This window comes from Ruminiclostridium papyrosolvens C7, from assembly GCF_000421965.1.
In the GTDB taxonomy this organism is placed as follows: Bacteria; Bacillota; Clostridia; order Acetivibrionales; family DSM-1351; genus Ruminiclostridium; species Ruminiclostridium papyrosolvens_A.
This window is the reverse complement of record NZ_ATAY01000098.1, coordinates 1-24,947: the sequence shown is the minus strand read 5'-3', so window position 1 is coordinate 24,947 and position 24,947 is coordinate 1. Positions and strand designations below refer to the sequence as shown.

The 24,947-nt window shown below is 37.8% G+C and carries 24 protein-coding genes; 21 read left to right on the top strand and 3 right to left on the bottom strand.

The annotated features are described in order from the left end of the window. Positions 1–30: 30 nt before the first annotated feature. Positions 31–1,401: a sodium-dependent transporter gene (locus L323_RS39520; RefSeq protein ID WP_020817210.1), complete on the bottom strand. Its 1,371-nt coding sequence runs from the start codon at positions 1,399–1,401 to the stop codon at positions 31–33. A gap of 244 nt (positions 1,402–1,645) precedes the next feature. Between L323_RS39520 and pyk the strand changes: the two genes are divergently transcribed. The 5 genes from pyk (at position 1,646) to L323_RS39495 (ending at position 8,849) form a co-directional block, all read left to right on the top strand. Then, positions 1,646–3,388, top strand: coding sequence for a pyruvate kinase (pyk, locus tag L323_RS39515; RefSeq protein ID WP_020817209.1), 1,743 nt, complete (start codon positions 1,646–1,648; stop codon positions 3,386–3,388). Between the two features lie 102 nt (positions 3,389–3,490). Then, positions 3,491–5,833: an endopeptidase La gene (gene lon / locus L323_RS39510; protein ID WP_031342563.1), complete on the top strand. Its 2,343-nt coding sequence runs from the start codon at positions 3,491–3,493 to the stop codon at positions 5,831–5,833. Between the two features lie 151 nt (positions 5,834–5,984). Beyond that, positions 5,985–7,055 (top strand): tartrate dehydrogenase, encoded by a 1,071-nt coding sequence (locus tag L323_RS39505; protein WP_020817206.1) that lies wholly within the window; start codon positions 5,985–5,987, stop codon positions 7,053–7,055. Positions 7,056–7,235: 180 nt separating this feature from the next. Then, positions 7,236–8,042 carry a hypothetical protein gene (locus tag L323_RS39500; protein ID WP_020817205.1) on the top strand — a complete coding sequence of 269 codons (807 nt, stop codon included), beginning with the start codon at positions 7,236–7,238 and terminating at the stop codon, positions 8,040–8,042. A gap of 39 nt (positions 8,043–8,081) precedes the next feature. Further along, the gene (locus tag L323_RS39495) at positions 8,082–8,849 is read left to right on the top strand and encodes a PRC-barrel domain-containing protein (RefSeq protein WP_020817204.1); all 768 of its coding nucleotides are present in this window, start codon (positions 8,082–8,084) and stop codon (positions 8,847–8,849) included. A 48-nt stretch (positions 8,850–8,897) separates the two neighbouring features. Here L323_RS39495 and L323_RS39490 read toward each other — a convergent pair whose 3' ends face one another. Beyond that, positions 8,898–9,512, bottom strand: a complete 615-nt coding sequence (locus tag L323_RS39490) for an adaptor protein MecA (RefSeq protein ID WP_020817203.1) — start codon at positions 9,510–9,512, stop codon at positions 8,898–8,900. Positions 9,513–9,807: 295 nt separating this feature from the next. Between L323_RS39490 and L323_RS39485 the strand changes: the two genes are divergently transcribed. From L323_RS39485 to L323_RS39415, 15 genes are all read left to right on the top strand, one after another. Beyond that, positions 9,808–10,389: a Maf family protein gene (locus L323_RS39485; protein WP_020817202.1), complete on the top strand. Its 582-nt coding sequence runs from the start codon at positions 9,808–9,810 to the stop codon at positions 10,387–10,389. A 130-nt stretch (positions 10,390–10,519) separates the two neighbouring features. Continuing rightward, on the top strand, positions 10,520–11,209 hold the full coding sequence (gene radC / locus L323_RS39480) for a RadC family protein (RefSeq protein ID WP_020817201.1): 690 nt from the start codon (positions 10,520–10,522) through the stop codon (positions 11,207–11,209). A gap of 27 nt (positions 11,210–11,236) precedes the next feature. Next, positions 11,237–12,259 carry a rod shape-determining protein gene (locus L323_RS39475; protein WP_020817200.1) on the top strand — a complete coding sequence of 341 codons (1,023 nt, stop codon included), beginning with the start codon at positions 11,237–11,239 and terminating at the stop codon, positions 12,257–12,259. A gap of 43 nt (positions 12,260–12,302) precedes the next feature. Next, positions 12,303–13,163, top strand: coding sequence for a rod shape-determining protein MreC (mreC, locus tag L323_RS39470; RefSeq protein ID WP_020817199.1), 861 nt, complete (start codon positions 12,303–12,305; stop codon positions 13,161–13,163). Further along, a complete protein-coding gene (gene mreD / locus L323_RS39465) occupies positions 13,160–13,672 on the top strand; it encodes a rod shape-determining protein MreD (protein ID WP_020817198.1) in 513 nt (170 codons plus the stop codon). Before mreC ends, mreD begins: the two co-directional genes overlap by 4 nt. A gap of 18 nt (positions 13,673–13,690) precedes the next feature. Further along, positions 13,691–15,793, top strand: coding sequence for a penicillin-binding protein 2 (locus L323_RS39460; protein ID WP_020817197.1), 2,103 nt, complete (start codon positions 13,691–13,693; stop codon positions 15,791–15,793). 41 nt (positions 15,794–15,834) lie between these two features. Next, complete coding sequence (minC, locus tag L323_RS39455) at positions 15,835–16,524, top strand: septum site-determining protein MinC (protein WP_020817196.1); 690 nt, start codon at positions 15,835–15,837, stop codon at positions 16,522–16,524. A 121-nt stretch (positions 16,525–16,645) separates the two neighbouring features. Beyond that, on the top strand, positions 16,646–17,446 hold the full coding sequence (gene minD, locus L323_RS39450; protein ID WP_020817195.1) for a septum site-determining protein MinD: 801 nt from the start codon (positions 16,646–16,648) through the stop codon (positions 17,444–17,446). 14 nt (positions 17,447–17,460) lie between these two features. Beyond that, positions 17,461–17,745, top strand: a complete 285-nt coding sequence (gene minE, locus L323_RS39445) for a cell division topological specificity factor MinE (RefSeq protein WP_020817194.1) — start codon at positions 17,461–17,463, stop codon at positions 17,743–17,745. Positions 17,746–17,769: 24 nt separating this feature from the next. Further along, the gene (locus tag L323_RS39440; protein ID WP_014312310.1) at positions 17,770–18,162 is read left to right on the top strand and encodes a methylglyoxal synthase; all 393 of its coding nucleotides are present in this window, start codon (positions 17,770–17,772) and stop codon (positions 18,160–18,162) included. 152 nt (positions 18,163–18,314) lie between these two features. Further along, positions 18,315–19,208, top strand: coding sequence for a M23 family metallopeptidase (locus tag L323_RS39435; RefSeq protein ID WP_020817193.1), 894 nt, complete (start codon positions 18,315–18,317; stop codon positions 19,206–19,208). A 4-nt stretch (positions 19,209–19,212) separates the two neighbouring features. Continuing rightward, positions 19,213–20,112 carry a site-2 protease family protein gene (locus tag L323_RS39430; protein WP_020817192.1) on the top strand — a complete coding sequence of 300 codons (900 nt, stop codon included), beginning with the start codon at positions 19,213–19,215 and terminating at the stop codon, positions 20,110–20,112. A 145-nt stretch (positions 20,113–20,257) separates the two neighbouring features. Continuing rightward, the gene (locus tag L323_RS39425; RefSeq protein ID WP_020817191.1) at positions 20,258–21,103 is read left to right on the top strand and encodes a sulfide/dihydroorotate dehydrogenase-like FAD/NAD-binding protein; all 846 of its coding nucleotides are present in this window, start codon (positions 20,258–20,260) and stop codon (positions 21,101–21,103) included. Further along, the gene (gene gltA, locus L323_RS39420; RefSeq protein WP_020817190.1) at positions 21,096–22,490 is read left to right on the top strand and encodes an NADPH-dependent glutamate synthase; all 1,395 of its coding nucleotides are present in this window, start codon (positions 21,096–21,098) and stop codon (positions 22,488–22,490) included. The genes L323_RS39425 and gltA overlap by 8 nt, the downstream gene beginning before the upstream one ends. Before the next feature lie 40 nt (positions 22,491–22,530). Continuing rightward, a complete protein-coding gene (locus tag L323_RS39415) occupies positions 22,531–22,971 on the top strand; it encodes a flavodoxin family protein (protein WP_020817189.1) in 441 nt (146 codons plus the stop codon). Positions 22,972–23,006: 35 nt separating this feature from the next. Here L323_RS39415 and L323_RS39410 read toward each other — a convergent pair whose 3' ends face one another. Next, positions 23,007–24,008 carry a hypothetical protein gene (locus L323_RS39410; RefSeq protein WP_020817188.1) on the bottom strand — a complete coding sequence of 334 codons (1,002 nt, stop codon included), beginning with the start codon at positions 24,006–24,008 and terminating at the stop codon, positions 23,007–23,009. Between the two features lie 184 nt (positions 24,009–24,192). On the opposite strand from L323_RS39410, the gene L323_RS39405 reads away from it, so the two are divergent. Then, positions 24,193–24,915 (top strand): hypothetical protein, encoded by a 723-nt coding sequence (locus L323_RS39405; protein WP_020817187.1) that lies wholly within the window; start codon positions 24,193–24,195, stop codon positions 24,913–24,915. Positions 24,916–24,947 lie beyond the last annotated feature (32 nt).

Here is a 24,947-nt window from a genome sequence, read left to right as displayed (position 1 = left end):
TAATAAGGATGGGGAAACGCTTAAGTTGCGTTATCCCCAAACTCCTATCATACTCATGAAAACAATAAACAGCAGAACCGGTGTAATATACCTTACCAAAAAGGTATAAATCCTTATGAGTGTCTGGTTTTTCAACTCTCCATAATTGGAAAGCTCTGTTTTTATATCATTTTTATTTATAACATAACCTGCGAACAATGCGATGAGTAGTCCGCCAAGAGGTAACAATATATTTGAAGAAACCTGATCAAACAAATCAAATAAGTTTAAACCGAAGGGTTTTATTTTGCTTATTGGGTTAGCTCCGTTCTGAGACATGGTAACAAATGTTCCGATAATCAGAACTATTGAGGAACATATCAAAACTGCTTTTCTTCTAGATGTTTTCTTTTCTTCCACAAAGTAGGTAACCACAACCTCTAACATTGAGAGCATTGCGGTTGTTGCTGCAATGGCCGACAATATAAAGAATAACACTATAAGCACTCTGCCAAAGGGTACTTTTGCAAAGACCAACGGTAGAGTTTTAAACAACAGTCCGGGGCCTTGCTGAGGAGTCATGCCAAAGGAGAAAACAGCTGGAAAAATTGCTATACCTGCCAGAAGCGAAACAATTGTATCTGACACGGCAACCCTTCCGGCGGTAGCAATCATATTGTTGTCAGAGGTAAAGTAGCTGCCATAGGTAATAATAGTTCCCATTCCCAAAGACAGTTTGAAAAAAGAAAGCCCTAATGCCATTAAAATAACTTCTTTTGTAATACTGGAAAAGTCCACCTTAAAAATGAAAGCCAATCCCTCCATAGCACCCGGCAATGTCAATGAACGTATATCGCAGATTATAATTAGAATAAGTAATATAGGCATCAAAACTTTGGTCATTCGTTCAATACCTTTTTTTACGCCAAGAATGAGAATTGACGCTACTACAAAGATAGCTATAAACTGCCATATAATAGGCACAACCGGAGAAGAAACGGTTTGATTGAATATGTTGTCCAAGTCTTTATAAGTACTGTTTGCAAAAATTCCTGACAAACCCTTGAAAATATAGGAATAAGTCCAGCCTGCCACAGAGCTGTAGAAGAAAAGAATAAAAAAAGCCGATAATATCCCCATATACCCTATTATTTTCCATGGGCCTCTTGGTTTAATGGAAGATATGGCACCTATAGGATTTTTTCTGGTTTTTCTTCCGATATATAGTTCACTTATCATAACAGGCAGTGCAACAAGGACAATACATATAAAATATATCAGTAGAAAAGCACCTCCACCGTACTTGCCTGTAAGATAAGGAAACTTCCAGATATTGCCAAGACCTACTGCAGAACTTAGTGTTGCAAAAAATACTGCTAATCCTGTTGAAAACCTTTCTCTTTCCTGCGATTTTTTTTCCATTAATTTAAAGTACCTCCAGTGCTTTAGTAATAATTATTTTTTACAGTTTGATAATAATAATACAGATATGTAACTTTAATGAGGTTAAAAATGTAAAACATGGGTATAACCAAAATAACAAAATAATTACATGTGTAGACAAGGAGCAAAAAATAAAATATCATAAATTAGATACTTATGCAATAAAACCGTAGCAATAATAATATATTTAAAACAAAATAAATGGTATATATGGAGGACAAAAATGAGGAGAACAAAAATAATTTGTACATTGGGGCCTGCTTCTGATAATGAGGACGTATTAAGGAATATGATGCTTGGCGGAATGAGTCTGGCAAGATTGAATTTTTCCCACGGAACACATGAAGAACATAAAAAGAGGGCAGACTTAGTAAAGAAAATAAGAGAAGAACTTAATCTTCCAATACCTTTATTACTTGATACAAAAGGGCCTGAAATAAGAACCGGCAAATTTAAGGACGGCCAGGTCATACTTAGTGAAAATGATGAGTTTATACTTGTTAACAAGGATATAATAGGTGATGAAACAAAATGTACAATTACCTACAAAGAGCTTTACAAGGACGTTTCAAAGGGAAGCAAAATACTTATTAACGATGGTTTGGTTGAACTTGAAGTTACTGAAATAAAGAACAAGGATATTTACTGTAGAGTTCTTAACGGTGGGGCAGTAGGGAATCACAAGGGAATAAATGTACCCGGTGCGGAAATCAAACTGCCTGCCCTGACAAAACAGGATATTGATGATATCAAATTCGGTATAGAGAACGACTTTGATATCATTGCAGCCTCATTCGTAAGAAAAGCTTCCGATGTTGTGGAGATAAGGAAGGTACTTGAAAAGAATGGCGGCAAGGATATATTAATAATAGCAAAAATTGAGAATAGAGAAGGTATAAAGAACTTCAATGATATTCTTAAGGTTTCTGACGGAATAATGGTAGCAAGGGGAGACCTTGGTGTAGAAATACCTGTAGAAGAGGTTCCAATTGTTCAAAAGAACATTATAGAAAAATGTTATCAGACCGGTAAGCCTGTAATAACTGCTACCCAAATGCTTGACTCTATGATTAGAAATCCTAGACCTACAAGAGCCGAAGCAAGCGACGTTGCAAATGCTATATTTGATGGAACAAGCTGTGTAATGCTTTCAGGGGAAACAGCTGCGGGTAAGTACCCACTTGAAACCATTGAGGTAATGGCAAGGATTGCCGAGAAGGCTGAAAGATCTATGGATTACTGGAAGAGATTCACAACTGCACGTTCCGAATTAAATTCCAGTGTTACAAATGCTATCAGTCATGCAACCTGTACTACTGCGCTGGACTTAAAGGCTTCTGCAATAATAACGGTTACACAGTCGGGACACACTGCCAGAATGATAGCCAGATTCCGTCCTGCTTGCCCAATAATTGCAACAACAGCAAATCCAAAGGTGCAAAGGCAGTTGAACTTATCGTGGGGAGTATTACCGTATTTAGTAGGAATTGCAAATACAACAGATGAAATGTTTGACAACGGTATTGAAAAAGCACTGGAATCCGGCCTTGTTAAAAACGGTGACTTGGCAGTAATAACTGCAGGAATGCCTGCCGGAATAAGCGGAACAACCAATACGCTTAAAGTGCATATTGTGGGAAAAGTGTTGGTTCAGGGTGTTGGAATCGGTGCGGCCTGTGCAACAGGTGAATTATGTGTTGCCCAGAATGCTAAAGAAGCAATGGATAAATTCAGCGATGGTAATATATTAGTTGTCCCATTTACAGATAACTCTATGCTTCCCATAATAAAGAGGGCATCTGCCATAGTTGTCGAAGAACACGGACAGTCATGCCATACTGCAACAGTTGGCTTGGCACTGGATATACCTGTAGTAGTAGGGGCTGAAAATGCTACTAAAATATTGAAATCGGGCTCCGTAGTAACAGTTGATTCTGAAAGAGGCCTGATAATCAGATGTAATTGATAAATGTCTGAAAAAGGGATTTATCAGTTGAACTGGAAAGTCAATAAGGTTATAATAATTAATGCTAATTGGTATATTTTATGGAAAAATGAGAGGATAGACATGGCTGACAAAAGTGAAAAAAAACAGAAAAAGCAATTACCGCTGCTTCCGCTCAGGGGACTAACGGTTTTCCCTTTTATGACCTTGTACTTTGATGTAGGAAGGGATAAATCCATAAAGGCACTCGAAGAGGCAATGATCAATGACCAACTGATTTTTCTTGTTGCACAAAAAGATGCTTCGGCTGATTCTCCCGGTGCTGATGATATTTATTCAATCGGTACTGTATCAAAGGTTAAGCAGTTACTTAAACTTCAGGGTGATACAATAAGAGTTCTTGTTGAAGGCATACACAGGGCCGAAATAAAGAAAATTGTCCAGAATGATCCTTTTTTCATTGCAGAAGTGGTTGAGACGACTATAGAAGAAGAGGACTTTGTCGAAAATGAAGTAGAAGCTTTGAAAAGAAGGCTGGTTTCGGCCTTTGAGGATTATGTAAAACTCAGCGGAAAGGTTTCTCCGGATACAGCCCTTTCGGTTGTGGAGATTAGCAACATAAGTCAGGTTTCCGATATAATAGCAAATAATATACCTCTGAAGGTTGAGCAGAAGCAGGCTATACTTTCAGAATTCCACCCTCTGAGAAGGGTTGAAAAACTACTGGAAATTTTATATCAGGAAACAGAAATACTTGAGATTGAAAAAGATATAAATTCAAAAGTAAGAAAACAAATAGATAAGCTCCAGAAAGAATACTATCTTCGTGAACAGATGAAGGCAATACAAACTGAGCTTGGTGACAGAGAGGGAATTGCCGGTGAGGTTGAGGAATACAAGGAAAAACTAAAATCAGCCGGGCTTCCGGAAGAGGTTGAAAAGAAGGTTCAGAAGGAATTGGACAGGCTTTTGAAAATGCCTCAGGGTTCTGCTGAAGGCGGTGTAATCAGAACCTACCTTGATTGGATATTTGATTTGCCATGGAATAAATCAACACAAGAGCATATAGATCTGAAAAGTGCAGAAGAAATTCTGGAGAAAGACCATTACGGTCTTACAAAGGTAAAGGAAAGAATAATAGAATATTTGGCGGTTCAGAAGCTCAAAAATAGCCTGAAAGGTCCTATTCTTTGTCTTGTAGGACCACCGGGAGTGGGTAAGACATCCATTGCAAAGTCTATAGCAAAAGCACTGAACAGAAACTATGTACGTATTTCTCTTGGTGGTGTAAAGGATGAGTCGGAGATAAGAGGACATAGAAGAACATATGTTGGTTCAATGCCCGGGAGAATAATATCAGCCTTAAAACAGGCGGGCTCAAACAATCCTTTGATACTTCTGGATGAAATAGATAAAATGAGCAGCGATTTCAGAGGAGACCCTGCTTCAGCTATGCTGGAAGTACTGGATTCAGAACAAAACTTTGCTTTCAGGGATCACTATATGGAGCTGCCGTTTAATCTATCAAATTCATTGTTCCTGACTACTGCCAATACTCTGGATACAATACCGAGACCACTGCTTGATAGAATGGAGATAATTAATCTTTCAAGCTATACAGAAGAGGACAAGGCAAATATAGCTATGAAATACCTGCTCCCAAAACAGATAAAACTTCACGGTCTATCATCAAAAAATATAAGGATAGACGAAGGAACTGTAAGGGATATTATCAATTACTATACACGTGAGGCAGGGGTAAGAAATCTGGAAAGAGAGATAGGCTCCGTTTGCAGAAAAGTTGCCAAGGTTCTGGTATCTGAAAATAAAAAATCTGTGACAGTAAACAGAAATAATCTGGAGAAATTTCTTGGAGTTAAGAGGTTCAGGTTTGATTATGCAGGGGAAAAGGATGAAATCGGTATTGCCACTGGCCTTGCATGGACTCCTGTAGGCGGTGATACACTTTCAATAGAAGTAAACCTTATGCAGGGTAATGGCAAGTTGGAGCTTACGGGGCATTTGGGTGATGTTATGAAAGAATCTGCCAAGGCGGCTATGAGTTTTATAAGGTCAAGATGCACGGACTTGAAAATAGATGAGAAGTTTTACGAAAAAAATGACATACACATACATGTTCCCGAAGGTGCAATTCCTAAAGACGGACCTTCAGCAGGAATTACACTGGCAACGGCAATGGTGTCCGCCTTGTCAGGATTACCTGTAAACAGAAAAGTAGCTATGACAGGGGAAATTACACTCAGAGGCAGAGTCCTTCCCATAGGCGGACTCAAAGAAAAGGTGCTGGCGGCACATAGAGCTGGGATTGAGACAATAATTCTTCCGGTAGACAATAAAAAAGATATAGAAGAAATACCTGAGAATGTAAGACAGGCTCTAAATTTCATATGTGCTCCTGATATGAATACAGTATTGGAAAATGCACTTGTTCATAAAAAGGAATAGTTAAAAAATAATGATTATTGTCAGACAGCTTTCAGCTTTCCCTGTGAAAACACAGTGTTTTCTTAAGGGAAAGCTGTCTTTTGTAGTAAATAATAAAACGGCTGCTGATGAAATTGTATTATTTTACATATAATGAGTTAGGGGTGTTAAAATGAACACACACAAGATTGCAGTAGTTGCCGGAGATGGAATAGGTCCTGAAGTAATTGCTGAAGGAGTAAAAGTATTAAAGACAATATCAGAATTGAACCCGAAAATTAATTTTGAGTTCACGGAATTTCCTTGGGGATGCGAGTATTATGTAAAGACTGGAAAAATGATTGCAGATGATGGAATGGAACAACTCAAGAAGTTTGATGCAATTTATCTTGGTGCCGTGGGTTATCCGGGAGTACCCGACCACATATCCCTTTGGGGTCTTCTTCTTAAAATCAGAAAAGGCTTTGACCAGTATGTAAACCTTCGTCCGGTAAAGCTCCTTGAGGGTGCGGAATGTCCTTTAAAGGGAGTAGACCGCAGCCAGATTGACATGATTGTAGTAAGAGAAAACAGTGAGGGCGAGTATGCCGGTGCCGGAGATTGGCTATTCAAGGACAAGCCTGAAGAGGTTGTACTTCAAACGGGAGTATTTTCGCGCAAAGGCTGCGAGCGTGTTATCAGATACGCATACGAGCTTGCAAGAAAAGAAGGTAAGACCCTCACAAGCATAAGTAAGGCAAACGCTCTCAACTATTCAATGGTGTTCTGGGATCAGATTTTTGAAGAGGTAGGAAAAGAATATCCGGATGTAAAAACATATTCATATCTTGTAGATGCTGCTTGTATGTTCTTTGTAAAGCAGCCTGAGAGATTCCAGATAGTAGTAACATCCAACCTGTTCGGAGACATTATTACAGATTTGGGTGCGGCTATATCAGGAGGAATGGGACTGGCTGCCGGTGCAAATATAAATCCTGAAAGGACTTTTCCATCAATGTTTGAACCTGTACACGGTTCGGCACCTGACATAGCAGGACAGGGAAAAGCAAACCCACTGGCGGCAATATGGTCAGTAAGCCAAATGCTTGATTTCTTTGGTTATGAAAATTGGGGAAGTAAAGTATTAAATGCAATTGAGCAGGTAATGGTAGAAAAGAAGCATTTGACTCCTGATATGGGAGGAACCTCCAAGACAAATGATGTTGGAGATGCAGTAATAGAAGTTCTGAAAAAAATGGCTTAAAGATTAAAAAATAATGTGGTAAATTTAAAGTGGCTATATTGGATGATATTCCAAAATAGCTGTTTTTCTTTAAAAAAAATTTAAAATAAGAAGGATTTTTATAAATTTATGGCGAATATAATATTTTGGGATAATTATGTTTACAAATAAATAATTAGAGAGTTATATCCGGAGGACCCTATGACAAATAGTATAATGGCTGCTGCAACTATATTAATTACAGCTTTGCTGGCTTTTTACTATCTATATAAATCAAGAGAGCTTGATTTAGGTACTTTAACGTCTGTTTCAATAGGTGCAGTTATTCTTGGTATCACTTTTAATCCCGCTTATAATACTGTATTTGGCTATATGGAAAGATTCAATAACATAAATCGGGATGTTGAATTTTTATTTTTTTTAGTCATAGCTTCTTTATTCTTTTTAATTCTGGTATTTACCATAAGTATATTAGTTTCAGTTTTTCTACCTGACAGGCTAAGTTCCATAAATTGCAGCCTGGTGATTGAACGATTTTTTGGAAGGACAAAAAGTCATTTTAAACCTGAGATATCGGAAAATAAGACACCTGAAGTTTCCGAAAACGATGAAAGCCGTGAAGATTTGTCAGTTGAGGAAGAGTGTGAATTAATATCAGCTATCGAAGAAACTGTTGCTTGTGAAGATGTTTTGGAAGATACTCTCAAAGAAGAGGTTTCCGAAGACAAGCATGAACCTGTTAATGAATCAGAAATTCTGGTGTTAAAAGCTTTTGATTGTAAAGTCAAAGGCCAAAAAGAGCAGGCTGTCCAGTATTATACAAAGGCTTTAGACTATGGCAACCTTAGCAATGATATGGTTTTTTGGGTAGTATTGGACATTTGTGCCCTGTATAAGGAACTGGGACTTAATGAATTGGCCTGCAGTATCTTGAACAGTGTTGCAAAAAGGTACGGTAATGAATTAAAACCTGAAATCAGAGCGGAAATTATCAAAAATCTAAAATAAAGGAAGATTGTTTTACATTTTTCAAGGAGGTCAGCTTTAATGAAAAAAACTGAAGAGGTAATAGGTTTACCTATAATTAGCATTTGTGATGGTGAGGAAGTTGGTAAGGTAAAGGGAGTTATAGTTAATGCTGCAAAAGGTGCGGTTGACTATGTGGTAGTAGAAAACGGAATACAGATTCTAAATGCAAAAGTAATTTCTGCAAAGGATGTAATAGGAATCGGTGAATATGCACTGACCATAGAAAATGAAGCTGTGATAAATGATATTAGCAAAATACCTGCTGCCATAGACCATCTCCAAAAAAATATACCCGTTAAGGGCACAAGAGTTATGACAAAAAAGGGAAGCTTAATAGGTGAAATAGGGGATATCTATGTAGATGAAGATAACAGTTGTTCAATATTTGCTCTGGAGTTCATTTCAATTAAAGACCAAAAAAATATAAGACTAATTCCAAGAGAAAGTGTTATAACCTTTGGTAAAAACCTAATAGTTGTACAGGAAAATGTTGAATCCGCACTTACTGATGATATTTCAAAGTTAGAATCAGGGATAGAAAACGAAGGTTCAGATACAATCCAAATAAACAATACAATTATTGACGAAAATATTGAATCAGGTTCAATGAGTGAGCTTATGGAAAATAAACACCGTGATTTTCTCAATGGCAAAAGAGTATCAAAAACCATATATGATAATGAGGGAAAAGTATTGATAGAAGAGGACACTCTCATTGACGAGGATGTATTCGATCTGGCAAAAGCATATGACAAGGTAATTGATTTGGTAATGAATAACAAATAAATATAAAACCGGCTGTAGCGGAAGCTGCAACCGGTTTTAATGGTTTTATTAAAAGTAAACGTTTAAAGTTTCTAAAGCGTTTTCATGGATAATTCTTTCTCCGTATTCATTCAGATAGCCTTCAAAAAAGTTGGCATTTCCCACATGAGCAGAATACTCATCCATGATTATCTCCAGTTGAGGAGAGGATGAAGACCCGGCAAGTAGAAGGTAATAGCTGCTTTTAAACCTATAAACAGAACTTTCGCCGTTGTACAAAGGATAAATCCTTTTTGCTAATTGGCATAAGTCTTCAATTGAATCAAAACAGTATATGTTCAAAGTGGAGCAAACCTTGCTTTTTTTCTTTTTCTGCCTCAAATCGGAATTCTTATATTTGCTTTTGATATATTTCTGAATGGATTCAAATTCGCCGTCTGAATCAATCTTTGTAATAGTTACGACAAATCCGTCCTCGTTTTCCGGTGAGGCTTCAAATACCAGCTGAGAATCCCCTGATGCGAAACCGTACTCTTCTTCGGCACGTTCCATCATATCCCAGAATAATTCCTGGGCGGCAGGTGAATTATAATTCAGAGAAGAAATATCAATATTTCTTTCTTCCAGGTCATTTAATGTGATTGTGACCCTCAGTACATTTTCATTAACTTTTTCTATTCTCATTCAATCACCAACTTACTTTAATTAATTTAATCTGGAAAACCTGCTGAACATTAATTTTTAATAGTTTACTCTATTATACTTCGAAAATAAATAGTTGAGAAGTAATATTTATCAATAATATACTTTGCAAAGACATGTAATATCTATAAATACAACCATATAATACAATTACTATTATTATACTGCAATGTAAATAATACATTAAAGGTTCATTACAAAGCTACAATACATTTGAAATAATACCTATAAAAATATATAATATTTAAAAATATATGCAATCATAAGAGGAATAAAAATGAGAAATATAGTTTTGGCATCATTGTCGCCGAGAAGAAAAGATTTACTGAGACAAATAAAATTACCATTTGAAATTATTCCAAGCGAAATTGATGAAAATATAAGTGAGTTGACCGGTACTCCCGCCCAAAAGGCAGAACAACTGGCATACCAAAAAGCAAGAGATGTTTCCAACAGAGTTAAAAAAGGTTTGGTTTTAGGAGCAGATACAATTGTAGTAATTGACGATGAGATTTTAGGCAAGCCTAAAGGCCCCGAAGACGCTTATGATATGCTTAAAAAGCTTAGTGGAAGGGAACATGAGGTAATCACCGGAGTATGTCTGATAGACTTAGATAACAAGATAGAGCTTATACAACATGAAACAACAATTGTACAATTTATAGAGCTGGATGACGAAAAAATAAAAGCGTACATTAAAAGCGGTGAGGCATTTGATAAGGCAGGTTCTTATGCAGCTCAGGGTGTAGGGGCAATATTTGTAAAGGGAATAAAAGGATGTTATTCAAATGTTGTAGGACTTCCGTTAACCAGACTAAGTGAAATGTTGGAAAAGCTTCAGGAAAGCGTCATTAAATAAAATGCTATAATACCGGGTTCTTAAATTTACAACTCTAAAACACATAATGACGATGTAATTGGAACAAAAACATGGTATAATAAAAGATATGTGAGTTAGTTAGAACGCTGGAAAATTAACGAGGGTAACAATGGATAGGTTAAAGATAAAAGAGCTTCCCATATGCGAGAGGCCCTATGAAAAAATGTCGGAAGTGGGGGCAGAGTGCCTGTCAAACGCCGAATTGCTTGCTATAGTAATTAAGACAGGAACCAGATCTTACACAGCTGTAGAGCTTGCACAGATGGTTTTAAAGCTTTCTCAGGACGGAAGACTTTCCTCCCTTAACAACCTCTCTATTGAACAGCTTATGAAAGTAAGGGGAATTGGCCGTGTAAAGGCAATTCAGATAAAAGCTGTGCTTGAGTTTTCAAAAAGAATAGCAACGAGTAACGGAGTTGTACGCCATTTTGTCAAAAGTGCCGATGATGTAAGTAATCTGATGATGGAAGAAATGCGATACCTTAAGAAGGAAATGTTCAAAGCTATTCTACTGGATACAAAAAATAAAGTGTTAAAAATAGTTAGTATTTCAACAGGCAGTTTGAATGCTTCCATTGTTCATCCAAGAGAGGTTTTCAGCGAAGCTGTGAAATGCGGCTGCAACAGTATTATATTTGTACATAATCATCCAAGTGGGGATCCTACACCCAGTAACGAAGATATACGTACTACTGACAGACTTGTAAATGCGGGAGACATATTGGGGATAAAGGTATTGGACCATATTGTACTGGGTGATGGAAGATATGTGAGTTTAAAAGAACAAGGCTTTATTTAGCCAAAATACACAGGAGGTACTTTTTAAATGAGTTTTTTTGCAAGAGATATTGGTATAGATTTGGGAACTGCGAATACATTGGTACATGTTAAAGGAAAGGGAATTGTTGTTAGAGAGCCGTCCGTTGTAGCAGTTAACATTAAAAATAACGAAGTATTGGCGGTTGGAGAAGCCGCAAAGGAAATGATTGGACGTACGCCAGGCAATATTGTAGCAATCAGACCTATGAAAGATGGTGTTATAGCTGATTTTGACATAACCCAAAATATGATAAAGTATTTCATAAAAAAGGCTATGTCTCAAGGTAGGTTCAGTAAACCAAGAGTTGTAATATGTGTTCCATCAGGTGTTACAGAGGTTGAAAAGAGAGCCGTTGAAGATGCGACTCTACAGGCAGGAGCAAAAGAGGCTTACCTTATTGAGGAGCCCATGGCTGCTGCGATTGGTGCGGAGTTACCTGTAGAAGAACCTTCCGGAAGCATGGTTGTTGATATAGGTGGAGGTACTTCGGAAGTTGCGGTAATATCTCTCGGAGGAATAGTTACAAGCAAATCACTGAGAATTGCAGGAGATGAATTGGACGAATCAATCGCACATTATATTAAAAAAGAATACAGCCTTATGATAGGTGAGCGTTCAGCAGAGCAAATCAAGGTTACAATAGGAAGCGCTTTTCCGAAGGCAAAAGAAGAAAAAATGATGATAAGGGGAAGAGACCTGATTACAGGCTTGCCAAAAAACATTGAAATAACTTCCTCAGAAATAAATGAAGCATTGAAAGAGCCTGTCAATGCCATAATAGATTCCATTAAATATACCCTTGAGAAAACTCCGCCTGAGTTGGCTTCCGATATTATGGACAGGGGAATAATGCTCACAGGAGGAGGGGCACTTCTTGACGGTTTGGATAAGCTAATAAAGCAGGAGACAGGTATGCCTGTATCAATTGCTGAAAATCCTCTTGATTGCGTTGCTTTGGGAACAGGTAAAGTTCTGGAGGAAATAGAAACATTGAAAAAGGTTCTTTTATCACCACAGAGGTTAAAATAACTAAAAGCTTTAAGTAGGTGGGTTAAGAGAGGAGAAGTATTCCTTGAAGTATTTTAAAAGTAGGGCGTTGGTAGTTACAATAATAATTTTAATTATAATTGTGTGTATAGGCTTGACCGTAAATCCGGCAAGTAATATAAACTGGATAGGGAACTTGATTTCAGTACCTTTTACATCTGTTGAAAAGGCATTTTCATACACAGGACAGAAGGTTGAGGATGGAATAAATCTTTTTGACAATGTTCAAAAGCTTCAAGCTGAAAACAAGGAGTTAAAAGAAAAAATTGATAAGTTAAATAATGAAAGAACCGAGTATTTAAGGCTGAAAAGGGAAAATGAAGACTTGCGAAAAGTTTTTGATTTGAAAGATCAGCTGGCAGACTCTGATTTTGTTGGTGCCAATATAATAGCTAGAGATGGCGGAAATCTCTTTAATATTTTTCTAACGGACAAAGGTTCTGCTAACGGGATTGATTACAATATGCCGGTTATTACCAGCAAAGGCCTTGTGGGAAAAGTTGTGTCTGCACAGCCTTTATCTTCCAAAATAATTAGCATCATTGAAGACGGCAGCTCTGTAAGTGCCATTGTTGCAAAAAGTGGCGACTATGTTGTTGTAAAGGGAGACATTAAGCTGGAAAAGGAAGGTTTGTGCAAACTGGAATATATTCCTGCAGAGCTTGACCTGATTCAGGGAGATGTAATTGAAACATCCGGAATCGGAGGTATTTATCCAAAGGGTATTACCATAGGAACAGTCAAGGAAATAAGATCAGGAGAAAGCGATCTTGACAGGTATGCAATTATTCAGCCGGCAGCTGATTTAAAAAGACTGAATCAGGTGGTAATACTCAGAAACAAAGAAGCACAATCAAAGTCAGAAATGGAAAATGCAGACAAATGAGAAATAAAGTAATTTTATATGCTATACTTATATTCATATTTGTAACTGCACAAGTTACATTATTGAATAACTTTACAATTTTCGGAGTATCTCCGAATCTTGTGATTATTTTAATAGTTAGCATTTCACTGCTGAAAGGCAAGACAGACGGTGCGGTTGTCGGCTTTTCTGCCGGATTGTGCATGGATGCCGTAATAGGTGTTGCTTTGGGGTACCATGCACTAGTAGGAATGCTCCTCGGACTTGCATTAGGTAATATAAACAAAAGGCTTTTCAAGGAAAATATACTTGTAATGGCTTTTTGTACTTTTTTATCTACATATATTTTCGAGTCTGCGATTATATTTGCATCCTATCTGCTGGGCCTGAAAATTGAGTTTGTTGCAACCCTCAAAACTGTGATTTTACCTGAATCACTGGTAAACTGCGTTTTGGGTATCGTTATATTTGTAATTATTATATTGCTGGACAGGAAGTTTTTAGAGGTTGAAGAAAAAAACAGGTATTAAATGAGGTTTAGAGGTTAAATGAAACAGTTTTTTAAAGACAGATATACCATTGTGGGAATAGTTATAGTTCTGATGTTCTCTGTAATTGTTTACCAGTTGGCAAACATGCAGTTGGTTCAGGGTGAAAACTACTATACCCAGTCCCAAAGTAAAATAATGAGATCAACAACCATTCTGGCTGAACGTGGGAATATACTTGACAGGTATGGTGTTCCTGTAGCTGTTAATTCCACCAGTTATTCCGTTATATTAATGGATACCGGGCTTGGGTCTAAAAAGCTCAATGAAATGATGTATAAGATTCTTAAGGTTCTTGAAAAGAACGGAGACACACACAACAAAACTTTCTCAAAGTATCTGACCTACCCTTTGGGCTTTGGGTCTATGCTGAAAAATAATGAAAATAGAAGAAAAACCCTCAAAATTATGACAGGATATGAATTCAAGGACTTTGATCAGGATTCTACACCTGAAGAAATATATGAATATGTCAAGGACATGGTGTTCAAGGTTGATGACAAGTACTCCGAAAAGGATGCTTATGATATTATGACACTTAGGTTTCAAGGAATTTCAATGGATCCTGTTCTTGCAGAATCAATCAGTACCAAAACAATTGCAGAGTTGGAAGAACGGAGCGACGAATTTCCGGGAATAATTATAGAAAGTGTTCCCAGCAGGAAATATGTTGATGCGAAGTATGCAGGACAATTAATTGGTCACGTAGGTCCTATAGATGCTGAAGAACTGGCTAAGAACAGTGATGCAGGCTATAAAATGACGGATACTATAGGTAAATCAGGAGTAGAACTGACTACCGAAGGGTATCTGAGAGGTACTAACGGTTACAGGCGTGTTGAAGTTGACGATAACGGAAAGCCAAGAACAGTCAGTGAAGAATCAGTAAAGCCAGGTAGTGACGTTGTGTTGACTGTTGACATGGGACTTCAGAAGGTAGCAATGGATTCCCTTGCAAAAAATATAAAGCTTATACGAGAGTCCAACAACAACAAAAAAAATCGTCATGATGCATTTGCGGGGGCAGCAGTTGCAATAGATGTCAATACCGGCGAAGTACTTGCACTTGCAAATTATCCAAGCTACGACCCGTCCATTTTCATTGCAGACCCTGACGATGAGGCGGCAAATAAAGCAAAAGCAGCCTTGGGAGATCCTAAAAATACAACTACGTCTGAGTATAACAGGGCAATTGCCGGAATATATACACCGGGTTCAACCTTTAAACCCTTGGTAGGAATTGCCGCATTAGAAGAAGGAAAGACAACCCCATATGAAACGTATTTTGACAAAGGTTACGAAACATATGACGGTTTAATGCTAAAGTCCATTGAGTACAACCAATACCGTGCAGGTCTTGGAACAGTTAACCTTATAACTGCAATACAAAAATCGTCCAATCCCTATTTTTACAATCGTGGTAATAGAGTTGGGATTGATAATATAGTAAAATGGGCAAAAAAATTCGGGTTGGGCCAAAAGACAGGAATTGACCTTCTGGGTGAAAGTAAGGGTATTATTTCCTCTAGGGAGTACAAGAAAACAGTAGAACCATATCCCTGGACTGCCGCTGATACAGCACAGACATCAATAGGGCAGATGTATAACAGCTTTACACCTATACAGCTTGCAAACTATGCTGCTACCATTGCAAATGGAGGCAAGCATTTAAAACCTCACATTATAAAGAGGGTTGTAAAGTATGATGGTTCTATCGTAACTGAAACAAAGCCGGAATATGAAATAATTCCTGTTAAGAAGGAAAATATGAAAGCAATTCAGCAGGGTATGATAGCGGTTGCCAATGCCACAGATGGTACGGCTGCAAATACTTTCATTGACTTAAAGCCAATAACGGTTGCAGGAAAAACAGGTACTGCCGAAACAGGAAGGGAAGCAACTCAGTCCTCAAATGCATTATTTATTTGCTACGCACCGGCCGATAAGCCACAGATAGCAGTAGCCGTAGTAGTTGAAAGAGGTGTATTTGGTGCTTATACAGCACCCATTGCAAAGGATATACTTAAATATTACTTTGATTCAAACGGAACAGGCAATAAGGATTATACTGTTAAGGCAGATATAGTCCAATTGACCAAGTAAAGTATTTATGCCGCAGGGTAAGGCAGGTGGAGGTTAAAAGTATGGATGAAAGTTCAGTAACTTTTAAAGGGACTGTAAACGGATTGACAATTATTTTAAAGAACGAGACGGAATTTGGTGAAGTTGTAAAATGCATGAGGGACAAAGTAAATTCCGCAGGTAAATTCTTCAGAGGTGCGAAGCTTGCAGTAAAGTATAAAGGCAGAATCCTCAATCAAGAAGAAAAGTCCCAACTGTTGGAGATACTTGTCAGGGAAAGCGGAGCCAGGATAGAATCATTTGAAGAGGATAAGGAGCAGGTTCAGGCTGCAGTTAATAATGTATCAACGGACAAGCCTGTTGAAAGAAAGAATCAGATAAAAAAGTATATGTTCTTTAAAGGAATAGAAGAAGGACAGACAAAGTTTTACAGAGGAACTGTCCGTTCAGGGCAGCTGGTAAACTTTGACGGCAATCTGGTAATACTTGGAGATGTTAATCCCGGTGCAGTAATTGAGGCTACAGGAAATATAGTTGTAATGGGCTTGCTCAGGGGAGTTGTTCATGCAGGCCGCGACGGAAACAAGGAAGCAATAGTAGCAGCTTTGGGTTTGAATCCCACACAGTTGAGAATAGCAGACATTATAACACGTTCTCCTGATGAAAAAGGAGGAGTTGGGAATCCTATACCTGAACTGGCATATATAAAGGATGATACGCTTTACGTAGAACGGTTTTTACCTGCCAGATAGCCCGATTCAAAAAGGCAGCAATATTGACAAATTGAAAAAACAAATATATAGTTTAATGTGTATAAGTTTGAAATAATTCTCTTTTAATATATTTTCTTCTTAGAATTGGAGGCAATGCTGTATGGGCGAGGTAATTGTAATTACATCCGGAAAGGGTGGAGTAGGTAAGACTACAACAACTGCCAATATTGGTACTGGCCTGGCACTGGCAGGTAAAAAGGTAGTACTTATAGATACTGATATAGGACTAAGAAATCTGGATGTTGTAATGGGCTTGGAAAACAGAATCGTGTACGATTTGGTTGACGTTATTGAAGGAGTATGTAGAGTTAAGCAGGCCCTGATAAAGGATAAAAGGTATGAAGGTTTGTATCTCCTGCCCGCAGCACAGACAAGAGACAAGTCATCAGTAGCACCTGAGCAGATGATTAATCTTGTAAATGAATTAAAAAATGATTTTGATTACATAATAATAGATTGTCCGGCAGGAATCGAGCAAGGCTTTAAAAATGCTATTGCCGGAGCAAACAGAGCAATAGTAGTAACAACACCGGAGGTTTCAGCGGTAAGGGATGCTGACCGTATTGTGGGGTTGCTGGAGGCAAATGAACTGAGAAATCCAAAGCTTTTAATAAACAGGGTAAGAATTGATATGGTTAAGCGCGGAGATATGATGACCATTGACGATATCATTGATATACTTGCTATTGACTTGATAGGTGTTGTACCTGACGATGAAAAGATTGTTGTGTCTACAAACAAAGGTGAGCCTGCGGTAACTGATGAAAAATCTCTTGCAGGACAAGCATACAGAAACGTAACCAGAAGAATACAAGGTGAAGATGTACCCATCATGAACCTTGATACTGATGAAGGATTTTTGAACAAGTTTAAAAAATTACTGGGATTTAAAAATACATAAGGAGGGTTAGTAGTATGCTGATAGATTTCTCTAAAATCTTTGGCAGATCCAAGCCGTCTAAGGATGTAGCCAAAGAAAGGCTCCAGTTGGTGCTGATTCATGACAGAGCTAACGTTTCTCCTGAATTTTTAGAAATGGTTAAGGGTGAAATAATAAAGGTAATACAACATTATATGGAAATTGACGAGAGCGCACTTGATATACAATTAACCAGAACCAAAAGTGAAGAAGGTGACAGAGTGGTTCCCGCTCTGGTTGCAAATATTCCAATAAAAAATGTAAAAAATGCAGGTAAATAAACTCAAAGGCAAGTGATTGGTTAGATGAATATAGCATTTATAGCTCATGATAACAAAAAAGAATTAATGGCAAGCTTTTGTATAGCTTACAAGTCAATTCTTCATGAACATCATATAATAGCGACACGATCTACAGGTATTATGATCAATAAAGCCACAGGGTTGAATGTCAATCTTCTTGCATACGGCAGTCTGGGTGCACAGCAGTTATCAGCCAGGATTGCTTGCGATGAAATTGATTTACTGATTTATTTCAGGGATGCAAATAGTGAAGAGGACCACAATAATTACCTGTTATTCAAGCATTGTGATGTTAACAACATTCCTTTTGCTACCAATATAGCATCTGCCGAGGTGCTTATAAAGGGTCTTGAACGTGGAGACCTTGCGTGGAGAGAGCTACTGAGGCAGGATTAAGAAAAATTTATAACAGAGTTTTTATTTTAGAAGATATCCTAGATATTCCAGGGTATCTTTTTTGTTGACTATAAACTCTATCTGGAATATTCCATTAAATTGCTAAATATAATTTATATAATTATTAATAAGCCAAAGAAAGGGTGGAAGTAATGGACGAAATTATTGAAAGACCGAAATACTCCCGACCGACCGGTACTCCCCGGAGAAACAGAAGAAATACAAACAATGACCTCATTTCAACAATTGCAGCTGCAAAAATGCTGATTGTGGTGGTTTTTTTATCTGCAATAGCCTTGTGTAAGGCAGCAAATACACCTGCAACAGACGCTTTTATATCAAAGGTTAAGGCAATTACAACTGTAAACTATGACGTAAATAAATATATTGTGAGTGCGGCTACTACATTAGGTGTAAGATTGCCAGAAGAGGGCGGTAAGCTTCAAAAACTGGTGGGAGGCGGAAATAGTACAGATGATAATGATATTCAGACTTCATCTGTTATAGATAAAACAGATTCAGGTGGTGAGGTTAATCCAGCATCCGGCACAAACAGCAGTTCTGTATCTACGGACAGTAAAGCAGTATCGGGAAGTGACATGCAGGTGCTGGACGATGTTGAAATAAAGAGTATTGCGGATAAATACTCATTTATTGTTCCTATTAAAGGAGAAATAATTTCGCCCTTTGGAACAAGGACAGACCCACTAAGCGGAAATCCTCAGTTCCATTCAGGTATTGACATAGAGGCAAATATGGGAACATCCATCAAAGCAGCATTGTCGGGAGAAGTTACTGAGGTGGGCTCAAATCCTGAATATGATAAGTATGTAAAGATAAAACATAATGACGGTATAATGACTCTTTATGGGCATTGTTCAATTCTGGTTGCAAAAGTAGGACAAAAGGTTAATCAAGGAGATATAATTGCAAAGGTTGGTAACTCTGAGGATGAAGCAAGTTCAAATCTGCATTTTGAAGTATGGAAGGACAACAAGTTGATTAATCCGGGAAAGCTATTTGACCTTATTAATGGAGGTAACTAAAGCATTGCCACATTTGGATTTCCGACTCAAAGGAACAAGGATTCAGATAGATTTATTGATTCTTCCTGTATTTTTGGCGGCAATGATAGGAAAACTTCTTGTTGCATATTCTATGACCTTGGGTTTTATTATTTGTCATGAACTCGGTCATATCGCTGCCGGGGCAATGTGCGGGGCCGGACTCAGCAGCTTCAGGCTCTTACCTGTAGGCGTTAATGCAGCTATTGACGATTTTCAATGCAGTAAGTCTCAAAAACTCATGATATATATTTCAGGCCCTTTGGTAAATGTTGTTTTTGCAATAATCATATACTGTGTACATAAGTGGAAGACTCCTGCAGGAGGACTTTTAACTGTAGATATTATGCTGGCCATAACAATAAATTTATGGCTGGCTATTTTTAATTTGATTCCTATCCATCCCCTTGACGGTGGCAGAATCGCAATAGAACTTCTGTCGGATAAAGTGGGTTTATTCCGTGCAAGCAGATTTATGAATATATTTTCATTGTTTTTTTCAATTATGATTATATGTACCGGAACGGTGGTATTAATTAAGAGTAAATACAATGGGAGTCTTGTTTTAATTGGATTTTACATTATTTTTCTGTTAAAGAAAAACAAAAAGGAGGCTGCCATCTTGAATATGAAAAACTTCATTTTAAAACGTTCGGCTATTATTAGAAAAGGTATTTTTCCTGTAAGAGAAATTGCGGTATTGGAGGATGTTAAAGTACTGGATTTGGTAAAAGCAATGGATTATTCCAATGTATTTCATATAATTAAGGTATTGGATAATGACTTGCATGTTATAAAATCCATAACAGAACAAGATATCCTGAATACACTTATGAAAGGTGTTTCAGATATTACAGTAGGGGAAATGCTGACAAAAAATATATAATATTCAAAAAGCTAAGTTTGCGGTAAATGGTATTATTTAAACCTATCGTTTGTGTTGACTTTTAGTACATCATAATTATAAAATTACAAGTAGAATGTCTTATTGAATGTTATAAAACCATAATATCAAATGGGGGGGAATTTGTATGTTTAAAATAGTAAAAAAACAAGTATTGAATTCTTCAGTTGTTTTAATGTCTATAGACGCACCTTTAATAGCAAAGAAGGCTGAGCCGGGACAATTCATCATTTTGAGGATATCCGAAGGGGGAGAAAGAATACCCCTTACTATAGCTGATTATGACAGGGAAAACGGTACTGTTACAATTATATATCAGATAGTCGGTAAGACCACAAGAGAGCTGGCTGAAATGAATGAGGGAGATAGTCTCCTGGATTTTGTAGGGCCTTTGGGAATTGCATCACATTTTGATAGCTATAAAAAGGTTGCTGTTATCGGAGGAGGTCTTGGAAGTGCCATAGCCTATCCACAAGCCAAAAAGCTTCACAGTCTTGGCGCAGAAGTTCATGCAATTACGGGCTTCAGAAATAAAGACCTTATTATTCTTGAGGAAGAAATGGAAAAGGTCAGCAGCAAGCTGATTGTAGCGACTGATGACGGTTCAAACGGAAATAAAGGTTTTGTTACTAATGTGTTAAAGCAGCTTATAGATGAAGGAAATAAATATGATTTGGTTATTGCTATAGGGCCACTTGTAATGATGAAGGCTGTCAGCAACCTTACCAGAGAATATGGGATTAAGACATTGGTAAGCATGAACCCGGTTATGATAGACGGAACAGGCATGTGCGGAGGCTGCAGGCTTACAGTCGGTGGAAAGACAAAGTTTGCTTGTGTAGACGGGCCTGACTTTGACGGACATGAAGTAGATTTTGACGAAGCAATGAGAAGACAAAATATGTACAAAAAACAGGAGAAAGAATCCACTGATATACACGTATGCAGACTTGGGGGTGCAAATAATGCCTAATATGTCATTAACTAAGGTAAAAATGCCTGAGCAGGAGCCGGACATAAGAAACAAGAACTTTAAAGAGGTTGCACTAGGTTACGATGAGAAGATGGCTATTGAAGAAGCACAGAGATGCCTCAACTGCAAACACAAGCCATGTGTATCCGGTTGCCCTGTTAACGTAAAGATACCTGAGTTTATCCAGCTCGTAGCAGAAGGAAAATTTGAGGAAGCATATAATAAAATAAGAGAAACCAACAGCCTGCCCGCTGTCTGTGGAAGAGTTTGTCCACAGGAGTCCCAATGTGAAATGGTGTGTGTAAGAACTAATAAGGGTGAGTCTGTTGGAATAGGCAGACTTGAAAGGTTTGTGGCAGATTGGTACATGCAGAACGTAAAGTCTTCCGTTAACAAGCCTGAAAGTAATGGTGTAAAGGTGGCTGTTGTAGGATCAGGACCTGCGGGACTTACCTGTGCAGGAGACCTTGCAAAAATGGGATACCAAGTAACTATTTTTGAAGCATTCCATGTCCCGGGTGGGGTTCTTATGTATGGAATACCTGAGTTCCGTTTGCCAAAGGCTTTGGTTCAGCAGGAAATCCAGACAGTGAAGGATCTGGGAGTTGATATACAGACAAATATGGTAATAGGTAGGGTTCTTTCCGTTGAGGATCTGAAAGAACAAGGCTACAAGGCAGTATTTATAGGCTCCGGTGCCGGTCTGCCAAGTTTTATGGGGATTCCCGGAGAAAACTACAACGGAGTGTACTCTGCAAATGAGTTTTTAACAAGGATAAACCTTATGGGTGCATATAAATTCCCAAGTACCGATACCCCGGTATTCGTGGGAAAAAATGTTGCAGTTGTAGGAGGCGGTAATGTTGCTATGGACGCAGCCAGAAGCGCAAAGCGTCTCGGAGCCGAGAATGTTTACATTATATACAGACGTTCTGAAGCAGAAATGCCTGCAAGACTTGAAGAGGTTCATCATGCAAAAGAAGAGGGAATAATTTTTAAGGTTCTGACCAATCCTAAGCAGATTCTGGGAACAGAGGACGGATGGGTAAAAGGTATGGAATGTGTGGAAATGGAGCTTGGCGAACCTGACAAGTCAGGAAGAAGGCGTCCTGTAGAAAAGAAAGGTTCCGAGCATGTAGTAGACCTTGAAACAGTCATAATTGCAATAGGACAATCTCCAAATCCGCTTATATCATCCACTACCCCCGGACTTGACATACAATCGTGGGGCGGTATAATAGTTGAAGAAGAGACTGGTGCAACAAGTAAGAGTGGAGTTTATGCCGGTGGAGATGCTGTTACCGGTGCAGCTACTGTTATATTGGCAATGGGTGCCGGAAAGAAAGCAGCAGAGGCTATAGACAAGTATATCCGGCAGAACCAATAAGTCTTTTGCAAACATAACAATATTTGTAGAGGAGATTGCAATGAAGACATGGGTTTTGTATTACAGTAAAGGTGGAAATACCAAGAAGATTGCGGATGCAATTGCAGATGAGCTAGACGATGTATTGAAATCAGAACAGATTCCCCCTGCATATCCACCTGAAAACGTTACCTTACTGTTTCTCGGTACAGGTGAATACGCAGGCAAGCCTGATTCAAAATTATTGGAATTTATCAGAACTTTAAACAAAGACAGAGTTAAAAATGTAGCTGTTTTCGGAACTAACGGAAAGGGTATAGCAGGTTCGGCGATTGCTACAATTAAATCTCTTCTAAAAGAAAAGGGTATAAATGTTATTGATGAATCATTCTGCTGCAAAGGAAAGTATTTTATATTTGCAAACAGAAAGAGTCCTGATGTAAACGACATAAAAGCAGCAAAAGAATACGCAAAAAGAGTTTACAATAGCATTAAAGCATAGTAATCAAAAGGCATAACAACTGTTAATTACAGCTGTTATGCCTTATCTTTTTTCATTTTTTCAAGACACTTATTAACGTCAATGTTTACTGGAACCCAGGCACCGTCTTTTTGTATCAGGGTATTAATTAGAAAATCCGTACCGTTTGTCAATTTTGCAAACTTAAACATATATTTATCTCCGTTTACTCCGTCAACGACAATTTCCTTAGTGAAATCATTTTGCTGAGGCGGATACTGTTTTTTAATCAGACCGCACCAATTACCGTATACAATTTCAACATAAGATTCTGCATATTGTGACCAGCCGTGATATGCAGCACAGAAAAAATCCTCAGGAGTCAGGGCGAGAGAATCAATATAATACCTGTTATTTGCGTTTACAAGTGAAATTTCAGCAAAATAATAGTTAAAACATGTTCCCCCGGTATTTGTTCCTTCAAGAATCTCCAACTCCAGAAAATATTTGATTTCCTTGGGATTTTCAGTTATTACGGGTATTACTTTAATGAGGTTTATATGTCCTATACCCTGAAAGGAATCCAGATATTCGTTGTAGGGCATTGATTTCTTATTATTTTTAGAAAGAAACTGGTATGCTATGGGGTATGGTTCTTTTGCATAACCCACAGTGCCGCAACCCCCTGTTTTTTCATCTGTAAGGTTTTCAGCCTGCTGAAGCACACTGAAATAATTGACAATTGTTTTAACCGGAGTATCCATTAATTCTGCCGGAACCGTTCCTCCCTTAAAAGTTTCTGAAAAGGTGTTAAAGTCAATAAAATTGTTATTCAGTGACTTTAATGAAGATGGCCTGAAATAAGTTTCATTGAAATTATTACGTTTATCTTTCATAATAGAAACTGTTTGTCTGGATAATACCTCGTCAGTTTCTTTAATTTGCGCCAATTCCTTGACAGACCCTCCTAATATATTTGTTTTGTGATTCTGATTGTCTACCCTTATACAGATCGTAGTTATGGCAAGAATTATAAAGAACAATGACACTATAATTCCTGACTTGTATATGTATTTCATAAAAACCCCCAATTGATTATTATTATAAATATATTCACAATATGCTTATACATTCTTTAAAATCTACTTGTAACATCCAGTTCAAATTTTGTTAACAAAAATCTCACAGTAACTACACAGAGGATGGCTATTCTATAACCATGGGTATATTATCCGAAAAAAACAATTGAAGGAGTGATTTTTGTTGAGTAATGTAAAAAAGTTAATCGGAATGGGTTTGGGTCTGGCTATTTTAATCAGTTCAATGAGTTTTGCTTTTGCTGCTAATTCCGAAAAATCATCAGATACAGCAAAACCGAAATACCAGAACTCACAAATGTTTAAGGGAAAGGGCGGATTTAAAAAGCCGGCCGTTTTGGAGAGTCTGGTAAAGGCAGGAACGATAACTTCCGATCAACAGAAGGCAATTTGCGAGGCGCTCAAGCCCTCAAAAGACACTCAGAATACAATTAAAGAGAGTCTTGATAGTCTGGTAAAGGCAGGAACAATAACACAGGCTCAGGAGGATGCAGTAGTCAAAACATTTGATAACGCAAGGGCACAGAAACCTGCTGATAAAAAAGGTGCTTTCAAGGGAAAAAATCAAAAGCATATTAATGTATTGGATAGCCTTGTAACTGCAGGGACAATAACCGCCGACCAGCAGAAGGCAATTCGTGAGGCACTAAAACCTTCAAAAGACACTCAGAATACAATTAAAGAGAGTCTTGACAGTCTGGTGAAGGCAGGAACAATAACACAGGCTCAGGAGGATGCAGTAGTTAAAGCGTTTGATGATGCAAAAGCCAAAGTGGAAGCCGATAGAGAAAAGAAGCTGGAAGAACTGGCTGCAAAAAAAGGAATTACAATAGATGAACTCAAGTCACAAATGAAGCAAGGAAGAAAAGCTTTCAAAAAGCAAATCTAAATACTTGTGTATAAAAAACCCTGTTTCCTTTT

Bases quoted from the DNA above. Each gene is read 5' to 3' on its own strand.
- L323_RS39520 (WP_020817210.1), bottom strand. From the start codon at position 1,401: ATGGAAAAAAAATCGCAGGAAAGAGAAAGGTTTTCAACAGGATTAGCA.
- pyk (WP_020817209.1), top strand. From the start codon at position 1,646: ATGAGGAGAACAAAAATAATTTGTACATTGGGGCCTGCTTCTGATAAT.
- lon (WP_031342563.1), top strand. From the start codon at position 3,491: ATGGCTGACAAAAGTGAAAAAAAACAGAAAAAGCAATTACCGCTGCTT.
- L323_RS39505 (WP_020817206.1), top strand. From the start codon at position 5,985: ATGAACACACACAAGATTGCAGTAGTTGCCGGAGATGGAATAGGTCCT.
- L323_RS39500 (WP_020817205.1), top strand. From the start codon at position 7,236: ATGACAAATAGTATAATGGCTGCTGCAACTATATTAATTACAGCTTTG.
- L323_RS39495 (WP_020817204.1), top strand. From the start codon at position 8,082: ATGAAAAAAACTGAAGAGGTAATAGGTTTACCTATAATTAGCATTTGT.
- L323_RS39490 (WP_020817203.1), bottom strand. From the start codon at position 9,512: ATGAGAATAGAAAAAGTTAATGAAAATGTACTGAGGGTCACAATCACA.
- L323_RS39485 (WP_020817202.1), top strand. From the start codon at position 9,808: ATGAGAAATATAGTTTTGGCATCATTGTCGCCGAGAAGAAAAGATTTA.
- radC (WP_020817201.1), top strand. From the start codon at position 10,520: ATGGATAGGTTAAAGATAAAAGAGCTTCCCATATGCGAGAGGCCCTAT.
- L323_RS39475 (WP_020817200.1), top strand. From the start codon at position 11,237: ATGAGTTTTTTTGCAAGAGATATTGGTATAGATTTGGGAACTGCGAAT.
- mreD (WP_020817198.1), top strand. From the start codon at position 13,160: ATGAGAAATAAAGTAATTTTATATGCTATACTTATATTCATATTTGTA.
- L323_RS39460 (WP_020817197.1), top strand. From the start codon at position 13,691: ATGAAACAGTTTTTTAAAGACAGATATACCATTGTGGGAATAGTTATA.
- minC (WP_020817196.1), top strand. From the start codon at position 15,835: ATGGATGAAAGTTCAGTAACTTTTAAAGGGACTGTAAACGGATTGACA.
- minD (WP_020817195.1), top strand. From the start codon at position 16,646: ATGGGCGAGGTAATTGTAATTACATCCGGAAAGGGTGGAGTAGGTAAG.
- minE (WP_020817194.1), top strand. From the start codon at position 17,461: ATGCTGATAGATTTCTCTAAAATCTTTGGCAGATCCAAGCCGTCTAAG.
- L323_RS39440 (WP_014312310.1), top strand. From the start codon at position 17,770: ATGAATATAGCATTTATAGCTCATGATAACAAAAAAGAATTAATGGCA.
- L323_RS39435 (WP_020817193.1), top strand. From the start codon at position 18,315: ATGGACGAAATTATTGAAAGACCGAAATACTCCCGACCGACCGGTACT.
- L323_RS39425 (WP_020817191.1), top strand. From the start codon at position 20,258: ATGTTTAAAATAGTAAAAAAACAAGTATTGAATTCTTCAGTTGTTTTA.
- gltA (WP_020817190.1), top strand. From the start codon at position 21,096: ATGCCTAATATGTCATTAACTAAGGTAAAAATGCCTGAGCAGGAGCCG.
- L323_RS39415 (WP_020817189.1), top strand. From the start codon at position 22,531: ATGAAGACATGGGTTTTGTATTACAGTAAAGGTGGAAATACCAAGAAG.
- L323_RS39410 (WP_020817188.1), bottom strand. From the start codon at position 24,008: ATGAAATACATATACAAGTCAGGAATTATAGTGTCATTGTTCTTTATA.